The sequence below is a fragment of the Methanoregula formicica SMSP genome, assembly GCF_000327485.1.
In the GTDB taxonomy this organism is placed as follows: domain Archaea; phylum Halobacteriota; class Methanomicrobia; order Methanomicrobiales; family Methanospirillaceae; genus Methanoregula; species Methanoregula formicica.
In genome coordinates this window covers 1,526,735-1,537,713 of the sequence record NC_019943.1, presented here as the reverse complement: position 1 = coordinate 1,537,713, position 10,979 = coordinate 1,526,735, and the positions used below count along the sequence as shown (strand labels likewise).

7 protein-coding genes are annotated in these 10,979 nt (G+C 50.3%); 2 read left to right on the top strand and 5 right to left on the bottom strand.

Annotated elements, in window-relative coordinates:
• Position 1 precedes the first annotated feature (1 nt).
• The 5 genes from METFOR_RS07830 to METFOR_RS07810 all read right to left on the bottom strand — a co-directional run bounded on the left by METFOR_RS07830 (position 2) and on the right by METFOR_RS07810 (position 4,679).
• Positions 2-988, bottom strand: a complete 987-nt coding sequence (locus METFOR_RS07830) for a 3-dehydroquinate synthase II (RefSeq protein ID WP_015285584.1) — start codon at positions 986-988, stop codon at positions 2-4.
• Positions 985-1,770: a 2-amino-3,7-dideoxy-D-threo-hept-6-ulosonate synthase gene (locus tag METFOR_RS07825; protein WP_015285583.1), complete on the bottom strand. Its 786-nt coding sequence runs from the start codon at positions 1,768-1,770 to the stop codon at positions 985-987. The genes METFOR_RS07830 and METFOR_RS07825 overlap by 4 nt, the downstream gene beginning before the upstream one ends.
• Positions 1,771-1,775: 5 nt before the next feature.
• Positions 1,776-2,564, bottom strand: coding sequence for a 2-amino-3,7-dideoxy-D-threo-hept-6-ulosonate synthase (locus METFOR_RS07820; RefSeq protein WP_015285582.1), 789 nt, complete (start codon positions 2,562-2,564; stop codon positions 1,776-1,778).
• Positions 2,565-3,101: 537 nt separating this feature from the next.
• Complete coding sequence (locus METFOR_RS07815) at positions 3,102-4,229, bottom strand: tetratricopeptide repeat protein (RefSeq protein WP_015285581.1); 1,128 nt, start codon at positions 4,227-4,229, stop codon at positions 3,102-3,104.
• Positions 4,230-4,298: 69 nt separating this feature from the next.
• Positions 4,299-4,679, bottom strand: coding sequence for a hypothetical protein (locus tag METFOR_RS07810; RefSeq protein ID WP_015285580.1), 381 nt, complete (start codon positions 4,677-4,679; stop codon positions 4,299-4,301).
• A gap of 1,043 nt (positions 4,680-5,722) precedes the next feature.
• Here METFOR_RS07810 and METFOR_RS07805 point away from each other — a divergent pair.
• Both METFOR_RS07805 and METFOR_RS07800 read left to right on the top strand, forming a co-directional pair.
• Positions 5,723-10,150, top strand: a complete 4,428-nt coding sequence (locus tag METFOR_RS07805; protein WP_015285579.1) for an RHS repeat-associated core domain-containing protein — start codon at positions 5,723-5,725, stop codon at positions 10,148-10,150.
• Between the two features lie 71 nt (positions 10,151-10,221).
• Positions 10,222-10,950, top strand: a complete 729-nt coding sequence (locus METFOR_RS07800) for a hypothetical protein (RefSeq protein ID WP_015285578.1) — start codon at positions 10,222-10,224, stop codon at positions 10,948-10,950.
• Positions 10,951-10,979 lie beyond the last annotated feature (29 nt).

Here is a 10,979-nt window from a genome sequence, read left to right as displayed (position 1 = left end):
GTTATTTCTCGCGGATCGTCTCTTTGACCGCCATGCCAAAATGCCTGCCGCCTTCGAGCACGGTCCCGAGGATCTTGTCGCCGGTCTTCAGCTGGACGACAGAAATTGCCTTCCCATCCTCGCCCACGAGCCGGATCGTCTCGGCGTTCTGAAGGATGAGGCTCACCTTGTCTTTTCCTGATGCTGCTTCCACGAGGAGCAGCGGCCTTCGCTCGATCTTGGTCCGGCCGATGATCGCGGAGTGGGCTTTTCCATCAGCACCGGATACGAGCACCGACCCGCCGATCGCAAGGTCGGAGAGGTACGCGGTCTTCCCGTCCGGGAGCAGGATGTACGCATGGACTGCGCCGGCGTTCACGCGGAACGGGCGCGGGGCAACGTACGGGTTCTCGAGCGTCTCGGCATGGACGAGGAGCATCGCGGACGAGGTGTTCCCCATCAGCATGCCATCGCCATCGGAGAGGATCGAGCAGGTGTCCACACAGACCCGGTCGCCCATGCCCACGGGATGGATCTTCGTGACCGTGAACGGCACGAGCCCGACTTTGCCGGTGCCGGCTTTGACCATGGCCGCGACTTCCTTGACTACTGCCGGTTTGTCTGTCGCGAGCAGGATGCCGTACGTCCCCTTCTCCAGCACGTTGAGCGCAAGGGCCGCTTCCTTTGCATCCTTCACCCGCGCCACGATCTTGTCGGACTGCGCCACGAGGTTTTCGAGCGGGATGACCGTCCAGTCGCTCGTGGTGACGATGACCGGCTTGTGCTTTCCCGCTTCCGCCGCCTTGTTCTCGCTTGCCTTGTCTGTGATCGTGCACTCGCCGATGTCTTTTCCGGGTTGTATGTCGCCGTCCGGGGCGATGGTCGTGATCCGGCCGAGACGTTTCACGTCCTCTGCCTTGTCCACAAGGATTGCATCCGCCCCGCTCTCGATTGCCGTTGTCGCTACTTCCTTGTTCCAGGGCCGGCACTCGACCCAGAACTGCTTCATTTGTGCTGCTCCAGCGCTTTTGCCGGGTCAACATTGTGGTGCACGACACGGCAGAGCGCATGGACGAAGGCCTGCGTGTCCTTTCTCTGGAACGCGTTCCTCCCCACGCAGACACCGGCGCCGCCGACACTGACCGCGTCGCGGATGATCTTCAGCGAATCGAGGTCGCCCGTCTTCTCGCCCCCCGCGATGAAGACCGGGACCGAGCAGGCCTTCACGATCTTTTTGAAGGACTCGGGATCGCCCGGGTAGTTGGTCTTGATCATGTCCGAGCCGAGCTCTTCAGCCACCCTGACCGCGTGGCCCACCGCCTGCGGGGAGAACGGGTCGATGCCCTTGCCCCGCGGGTAGATCATGGTCAAAAGCGGCATGCCCCAGCGGGTGCAGTCCCTTGTTACTTTCGCGCCGATCTCGAGCATCTTCGACTCGTTCGGGGCCCCGAGGTTGATATGGATCGAGACCGCGTCAGCGCCGAGCGCAATGGCCTCTTCGACCGTGCAGACCTGAACCTTGTCGTTCGGGTCCGGGTTGAGCGAGGTCGAGCCCGAGAGGTGGATGATGAGCCCGATGTCCCGGCCGTGCCTGCGGTGCCCGCGCTTGATGAGCCCCTTGTGGAGCACGATGGCGTTTGCGCCCCCGTCGCTCACCTCCGAGATGACTTTTGTCATGTCCAGGAGGCCGTCAATCTGTCCCATGGAAAACCCGTGGTCCATCGGCACGATGACCGATCTTCCCGTGTTCCTGTCCATTATCCGTTCGATCCTGATGTCCTTTCCAATCATGTCAATCACTTCAGAATTTCCAGTGCTTCTTCTACGCTCTTGTTATGGTGCACGATACATGCTGCTGCCCGCACGAACCTGTCGGGGCTCTTGTGCTGGAAGGCGTTCCTGCCGATCGAGATCCCGGCAGCACCGCCCGCCATCGCGCCTTCGATCAGTTCCAATGTTGTGCGGTCATCGGTCTTACTTCCTCCGGCCACCACGACCGGTACCGGACAGCCCCGGGTGACCTCACGGAAGCTCTCCGGATCTCCCGTATAGACCGTTTTGACAATGTCGGCCCCGAGCTCGGCTGCAACCCGGGTCGCGAGCTTGACGTGGTCGAGGTCGTTTGCCTGTTTGATGTTCTTTCCCCGGGGGTACATCATCGCAAGGAGCGGCATTCCCCACTCCATGCACTCCACGGCAACCAATCCCAGGTCCGCGAGCATCCGCGCCTCGGACTCGGCCCCGATGTTGACGTGCATCGAGACCCCGTCGGCCCCCATCTTGATGGCGTTCTGCACGGTATTGACGAGCACCTTCTCGTTCGGGTCCGGTGCAAGCTTCGTGCTGCCCGACAAATGCAGGATGAGCCCGATGTCCCGGCCGCCCTGCCGGTGGCCGTGCAACGCAAGGCCTACGTGCCCGATCACCGCGTTCGCCCCGCCGTCCGCCACCAGGTTGACGGTCTGGCCCATGTCGATGAGCCCGGGGATCGGGCCGTCCGAGACCCCGTGATCCATGGGCACGATGATGGTCTTCTTCGTATTGCGGTTCATGATTCGTTCCAGACGGATTTCCTTTCCTCTCATAGTAGTAACAACAACACCTCCCCCTGCATTCACACGCGTTGAGTTGTGCAAACCAGAGGGCTTGATCAATACCAGTAATAAAACCGGTAATAAACGCTAAAATTGCTAAAAAAGCCGGAGACCCGGGACCAGACGGTACCGTGGCCAGGCAATCTCTCAGAAATGCGGTTCATGCATTGGACAGAGGGCTGACTAGTTGAGATAAAGACATTCACGGGCGAAAAGACCCTCACGAATGCTGTGGCACTCTTCCTGCATGCTTATTGGGTTGGAGCTGGTTGGATATAAAGGTGTGTGCTAGTGGTTAGCATGGTCCGACAGGTCATCAGACCTGGAGGAAGAGAAGAACCCGAAGGGTTCTTCGAACTCCCGTTCTTTCAGGAAGGACGAGTAGGAGAAAGGAGGCGAAGACGAATCTTCGACTTGGTTCAACTGGTTTGCGAAAACCTCGAGGAGAGTAGTATAGAGTTCTTCCTGTCTGGAAATTCCCTGAAAAAAAGAGCTACGGCTGGGGATAATTCTCTACAGTATCGTAAATCAGTTTTTTTCTATTTCTTTCCGGATGGCTTGTGCTTCAGCAAATTCACGTTCGGCCAGATCTGTTTTATTTATTGTCTCATGCAAAATCGCGAGGTTGTTGAGGGTCTTTGCAACATATAGCAGATAAACGGATGGATTTGAATTGGCGAGGTTCCGGTACAATGTCAACGCTTCCGAGAATTCGTCTTCTGCTCTGCCGAACTCGTTTTTCGCTTTATGTAAAATTGCAAGGTTGTTGAGAGTCAAAGCACGGTTTTCTAGCGGTAACGTATTCCCGAGTTCAGAAAAAATTCGCAGATACGTGGCTTCTGCATCATCAAACCGGTTATATCTCTGATGATAGTAAGCGAGACCAAATAAATTGTCGTGAAATGCACAGCTCCGGATGGATTGAAGATAATAAGTTTTCGTTTCCTCAAACCGGTTTGGATTCGATAAATCAAGTTCAGTTGCCTGGGCCTTGATCAGGTATTCTGTTGCATTGTGGCGGAGCTGGTTATCGAGTTCGTCCTTTTTTCTTCTGCGCTCTTCTTTCAGGGCAAGAAGGCGTTCCTGATCGGATTCAAGATCCGTTGCATTGAGCAGTTCACCCGTGCGTTTAAAATCACCGCTTTCAAACGCTGCCTGCGCCTGCCGAAGGCGTTCACTATCAATTGTGATTTTGCTGAATGTTTCTGCCATTCGGAGTACATCCTGTCGGAATGCCTCAATTGCCTGCTTCTGGCTCTCAATCTGCTTACTGATCCTGATTCGTACCTGACTATTACTATCAGGAATCGCATTGTATGCTTCTTCGAGTTCCGCCAGTTCTTTTGTCAGTTGAGAATATTCCCCGGATTTTCCCAGGATTGCCCTGATATTTTTAATATCTCCCTTGATATCGTCCAGTTTTTTATTTACTTCATCCACTTTACGATCAATATCGCACAGGTATTTCCTGAACTCATGAATTTCTGGCGCGAATTGCTGTAAAACGAGAACTGTAGCCTTGATGGTTTCAAGATTAGCCTTGATTTCTCGAGAGTTCTTGGCATTTTTTTCAAGTTCTGCTTCATTCCTGTCGAGAGTGTCCTTTGCCTCCCGGAAAAATGCTTCAGGGGATTTTTTTATACACCTATCAATCACTTCGAAAGCATTCTTCGAAAAATTCTCTACGAGTTTATCCAGGACTTCGTCAGGGAGATCATCAACTTTTTACCGGACATATTCCCGGAATGCGGCACTCGCTTCTTCTTTACGCTTATTGAATGCCAACTCGTGTAACTGGTTGAATTTTCCAATGAACCGGGAGAAATCATCGAAAAAAAGAGTTGATGTGAAAAGCTGCTCACGTATTTGTTGTTCAATTGTCAGAGTCTCATCTGCTAGTGTCTTCTTGACCGCATTTGTATAGATATTCCGAAGTTTTTCAGCGGTAAGCCGCTTTTGAAAAAAACCAGTCAAGGCATTTGTTGCTCCAGAAATAACAAGCGACTGGGCAAATGTGCCCGTGGCTTCAGCAGCAAAAAGACCGGCAGGTGCACCGAGCGAGGTGATGAAAGCAATTGCCGAAGGATTAAGAAAGGCATCTAACATTTTATCAATCCGTAATTTTTTGTTATTTTCATGTTCGAATTGAATAATTCATCATTTCGGCAAATCGTCTTCGATGATTTTAACTCAACACGTTAATTTCTTTCCCTTTTACAATCCGGTAATCCCAATGTTCTTCGATATTTTCGAATTTTGTAGATTTAAAAACCGCCCAATTATTACGAATAGCGAGTGTCTTGAAAATTAATTAAGCATGTTCCCCTCTCTCCAAACAATCAGTTTTATCATATTTATATTTCTTATTTGGCATTAATCAGGTATTAGGTTGGATCGAATAATCAAAATTTCTGATTACCTAAATCCTTCCCTTCGGCAACGGCCCCATCCCCCCCTCCCCCACCATAGCCATCCCATCAGCACAATCCGGACATCCCCCGTCGATCCCCGCACTTCCGCATGCCAGAAAACAGCGGGTACCCCCCTCCCTTCTCATTGATCACGGGAGGGGGGTCACCCCCTCCGGAAAAATTTGAAGAGGTGGGGTATGCCGGATACCCCCCCTCCTCAAAAATGGTATGAACGCACTATTGCCCGCATCTCCGCCCGCACGGCCGGGTGCTGCTCCGGCGTGAAGGGGCCGCGGGAGGGTTACGCGAAAATGGCAAGGGGGGCCGGTCCGGGCCGGAGGGGGGAGGGGGCTCCTAGAGACCTCCCCCCCCATGCGGGTGGGAGGGTTGGATCGATTTGTGGGATATGGGGGGAGGGGGTACCCCCCACCCTGGGCAACGCCCCCACCGCAGCACAAGCGGGCAGGGTCGGGCGCGGGACGACGGCCGCTCATCGTAATTCGAATTCTTATCACAGCTCCGCTCATGAGGCTGCCTGCTCTCTCTATCAAAGGGTGGGTCCAGGGCGTTTCATCCCTCACCAAGCATGCAGAATTTCATTTAGATATATTTATTATCTTTCAAAAAAATTCCTCTTTGTTAAATCATTAATTTAATAAAAACTAAAATCAGAATGACATTCGATAATAATGACAATTATTTATTGATGTTGTTGTTTTTAGGTTGGATGGAGATATCATGATTGGAAAAAAATTACATCAATTTGTCTGTATCCTGATTATTTCTGCAATGTTTACAATCACAATGTCGCCAGTATTGGCAGCAGATTCCGAGAATAGCAGCGTGAACGCAACTGGTGACAGTAGTACGGGCACAATTAATAACAGCAGTATGAGCGTAACGAGCGGGTCCGATAATCTATACGGATTCGCGAGCAGTCCTCCTCCCGATAACGAGACGCTTATTTCACAAGGTGGCCTCTCCCGGGTTTCGCCCAAGGCACGAATGGCAGCTTTCTCATCGGCATCCCCTTCCTGTGTTGGAGATGGCGTTAACAGGGGACTCATGGAAATCCGCGCTCCAGTAAATTCAGGCTGGGCAGGAATGGGACCCTGGGGATGGTTCAGTGGTGTTGCCAATGGGATTCCAATTTTTCGTCCGACAGATCCGAGTGGAGTGACATGTGTTATTGTCGATGTATGTGGATGGTATGGCTCACCATGGCGGATCGCAGTCCGGCTGCCTGATGGGTCCATTAAAGATAGTGACATATTTGATTTCTCCCAATATCCGGCACCTCCCGGAAGTAATGCGCAATGCTATTACGTATTCGAAGCCTCGTCGGGTTTACCATCCATAAATGTACAGTCATTATTTGGTTCACCATCATCCAATCGTTATTCCGCATATTCCTATGAGCCGATAAACCTGGCAACGGGTAATTATTTTTACCAGCACCAGGACCTGTCCATCCCGGGTCGCGGATTGCCCCTGACCATTGACCGTTATTACAATTCTCTGGATTCATCGAGCTCGGCTTTCGGTTCCGGATGGACGTTCAATTACAACATGAACCTGACTGTCATCGCCGGCAGTGGAAATGTACTTGTGAAAAGAGAGGACGGCCGCGTGGATACTTACACCCGTAAATCTGATGGTACCTATTCTCCACCACCAGGAAATTTTGATAATTTAGCGAGAAATGCTGATGGCTCCTATACCCTTGAAACGAAAAATCACATTACGTATCACTTCACACCTGCCGGTCAACTGATCGATATCGTGGATAACAATGGAAATACGATAAGTCTTACGTATACCGGAAATTATCTGACCAAAGTGACGGATTCCTCCGGGAGAGCGCTGACCTTAACATACGATGCAGCAGGACGGATCGTTTCCATCACCGATCCAATAGGCAGGACCATACGATATACGTACGATGAAAAAGGCAACCTGATCCGCTTTTCCGATGCCATGGGCGGGGAATTCAGCTATACGTATGATGAGAAGCACCGGATGACCTCGATAACGAATCCCCGTGGCAGCACCATGCATAATATCTATGATGCAGATGGGCGTGTTACCAGCCAGAGCAACGCCATGGCCGCCGTATACAGCTACAATTACGATATCGATAAGCGGATGACAACCGAAACCGACCCTCTCGGAAGGAAGCACATTTACACCTTTGACACCAGGGGTTGGGAACTTAGTGAAACTGATGATCTGGGAAATACCATCTCGTACACGTATGATAATGGAAACAGGATCAGTGCAACCGATGCTATCGACCGCACGGTCGGGTTCACCTACGATGCTGTTGGAAATGTAATCCAGGTTATTGATCCGCTGGGACAGAGCTCAACACTGAATTACGATGCGAATAACAATCTCGTCAGCGCGACAAATGCACTGGGACGTCAGGTAACGTTCAGCTATGACGCGAACAACAATCTGCTCTCGGTTACCAATCCGGCGGGATCGGTCTCCACATTTACGTATGATCAATACGGACAGCTGGTGAGCGGAACTGATGCCAACGGGCATGGTACAAGCCTCGTGTATGACAACAACGGCAATCCGACTGCCATCACCGATGCCCTTGGCAACACAATCATGCTCTCCTATGATGGCGTCGGGCGCCTGACTGGCTTAACTGATGCCAAAGACGGTACCGGCTCGTTCAGCTATGATGCACTTGATCGCATGGTGACGGTTGTCGATCCGTCTGGTAACAGCGCAAGTATCAGCTACGACAGTGCCGGCAACCGGATCAGCACTACCGATGCCCTGGGGAGAACGACAAGGTATTCATACGATTCCATGGACCAGCTCACGACTGTCACTGATGCCACGGGCGGAGCTGTGAATTATGCCTACGACACAGTGAATAACCTGGCATCAATGACCGATGCAAACGGCCATACAACAACCTATGCCTACGATCGCCTGAACCGGATGAGCAGCGTCACAGACCCCTTAGGACGTATTTCAAGGAACAGCTACGACGCAGTCGGTAATACGATTAGTGTTACGGACGGTAATGGAAACACCACCGGGTTCACGTATGATGCACTGAACCGGCTCACGGGCATAGCCTACGCTGATGCAACCACTGTGGGCTATACCTACGATGCCATCGGCAACCGGTTATCGATGACTGACAGTCTGGGGACAACGAGTTACGCTTATGACAGCCTGAACCAGCTCACCAGCGTTGCCAGTCCCAGCGGCAAAACGGTAACTTATGGTTATAATGCAGTTGGCAATACCATCAGGATGACCTATCCGGATGGCAAGGTGGTTTCGTACGTATATGATGATCTTAACAGGCTCAGCTGGGTAACCGACTGGTCAGGGAATGTCACAAGCTATGGATATGATGCGAACAGCAACCTGGTAAAGATGACGTATCCCAACGGGGCGAGGACAGAATACAGCTACGATAAGAATAACAGACTGGTCACCCTGGCCAACAAGGGCGCGCACGGCATGGTCTCCAGTTATGAATACACACTGGATGCGGTCGGGAACCGCGTCCAGGTCAAGGATAAGTATGATTATGAATTCTCAAAGGAATTACGGGAACAGGGCCTTGATGAACCCTATGCGGGATTAGCCGACGCACCAAAGCCGAAGGATAAGGAGTCCAAAGGCGGCATGTCCTTTGTTACCTCCTATGCATATGACAACCTTAACCGCCTGAGCAAGGTTACCTATCCCTATGGGAACACCGTTGCGTACACGTACGATCCTATGGGCAACCGCCTGATTATGGTTTCAAAAATTGGAAAAATGAGCTCGACAACCAGCTACAGTTACGATGCTGGCGACCAGTTACTGAGTACGGGCAAGGCTTCTTACGCGTATGATAACAATGGAAATCTTGTCAAAAAGACCGGACCGGCGGGAAAAACAACAACCTATGGATATGATGCTGCCAACCGGCTGAGCACAATAACCCAGTCGCAATCTTCAGGACACCGCATGTCTGGCTCGGAAGATTCCGGGAAAGACAAAAATACAGATACTTCCCAGGATTTCCAGAACGTGAAGAATACCGGTGCTCCCAAGAATTCCCCGAAAGTGACAAACCAAACCACCGTGATTCGTTTTACCTATGACGGGGATGGTAACCGTATCGACAAATCCGTAACCAGCCGTAGTAAAACTGAATCCACATCATATCTCTGGGATGTCAACATGGGGCTGCCGCAGGTCCTTTCCGAATCGGATGGAAAAGGAACCGCCTTATACTCGTATGGCCTGGGCCGTATCTCCATGACCGATCCCCGCAAGGCACAGATGTATTACCAGTATGACGGCCTCGGAAGCGTACGCAGCCTGAGTGACCGCAAGGGAACTATAAGGGCCATGTATTCGTATGATGCATTTGGTATGCCCCTTCTCACCACCGGCCGTGCCGATAACGATTTCCTGTTCACCGGGGAACAGATGGATATTGAAACCGGATTGATTTACCTGAGATCACGGTATTATGATCCCGAAACCGGACGGTTCATCAGTAAGGATCCCTTCGCCGGTTTTGATACCAATCCCCAGAGTATGAACAGGTACACGTACGTTCAGAATAATCCTGTTCTGTATTCTGATCCGAGCGGGAAAGTGGCTTGGGTTCCTGGCGTTATCGGCGCTGTTGTTAATACAGGATGGTATGTAGGGATGGATGTTATAATTGGAGGTCAACCGTTCAGTGCGGTTACATTTGGAGGCCGTGCAGTTGGAGGAGCTGCTGGTGCCTACGCGGCTGTAGGTGCGGCTGTATTGACCGCTAATCCCTATATTATTGGTTCTTCCGCAGGTGGAACTTCGTATATTGCTGATAAGGTAATAACCCAACCGGCGCTTTCTGCACTAGGAGTTCCAGGAACAAGGGAAAATCCTTCAGTGGAAGGTTTTACACTTGCTACTGGAGGTGCCGCTGTCATGAATAAAGTTAGTAGTATCGTATTTCCTTCAAATACAAATGCAGCCGGAACTTCAGCCGCAACTTCTATAGCGAGGCAGGTTGAAACAAGCATTTTGAAGAAAACCGGTGTGAGTGGCATCGGGAGTGGCTATAACTATGCCATATCTAACCAAGGACCGCCAATTCGTCTTGGCCACGGTTCGCTCGCGCTCCCGGGTCAAAAACTATACTGAATTACCAGAAAGATTCCCTGAATGGGCAACTGAAGAATAATATATATTTTTAAAATAAGAGGCGGTTGAAGATGATGAAGAGGGAAGAAATTATTAAGAATTTATCAATCATTTTCTGTGTAATCATACTTTTGATTATTCCCTGGGCCTCTGTTATTGGCATACAAGACCCGGTTCTTGTCGGAGCATCTGGTGAAATTCAGCGCATTGCGTTTTTTGTAATCGTAACTTCCCTGCTTGTTAAACTGGTTTTTCAAATTTATAATAAACCCCTGATGCAGGAGATGAAGAAAGAAGAGGTCAGGGAGGCTGAACAAAAAGACAGGAAACAATTGCTATTTAAACCATCAACGGGGGTAATTATTTTTTTTCTGTTTTTGATACTTCTAAGTATATGGGGGATTATCTATGGACTCTTTCTCAGAAAACCCGATGAAGACATGTTTGTTTATATCATAGGTTCTTCCTTCCTGATTGTACTTTTTACTTGGATATTGTATGCAACACCAGTTTTCATCTTTGCAGGTGATTCGGTGCAAATCAGATCACATCTGTTGTATCTTTTTGGCATTGACAGGAAAACAATTATCAGATATGCAGATATAACATCGGTGCGACCTGATGCAGAATTCGAATCTGACGAATCGAATACGTATGGGTATGACCGCAAACATCGGATTGTGATATCAATGAATGGAACAACACAAAAATATGGTTTAGTTTTTTTTAATACCGATACAATTGTAAAAATCTACTTGCGGTTCAAAGAAAAACTGGGGGATAAGGTAAGATTGGAATAAATAATACAAGAGAACGTTTTTTCTCATCA

Coding starts and splice junctions, on each gene's coding strand:
- METFOR_RS07830 (WP_015285584.1), bottom strand. CDS start 988: ATGAAGCAGTTCTGGGTCGAGTGCCGGCCCTGGAACAAGGAAGTAGCG.
- METFOR_RS07825 (WP_015285583.1), bottom strand. CDS start 1,770: ATGATTGGAAAGGACATCAGGATCGAACGGATAATGGACAGGAACACG.
- METFOR_RS07805 (WP_015285579.1), top strand. CDS start 5,723: ATGATTGGAAAAAAATTACATCAATTTGTCTGTATCCTGATTATTTCT.
- METFOR_RS07800 (WP_015285578.1), top strand. CDS start 10,222: ATGATGAAGAGGGAAGAAATTATTAAGAATTTATCAATCATTTTCTGT.
- METFOR_RS07820 (WP_015285582.1), bottom strand. CDS start 2,564: ATGAGAGGAAAGGAAATCCGTCTGGAACGAATCATGAACCGCAATACG.
- METFOR_RS07810 (WP_015285580.1), bottom strand. CDS start 4,679: ATGTTAGATGCCTTTCTTAATCCTTCGGCAATTGCTTTCATCACCTCG.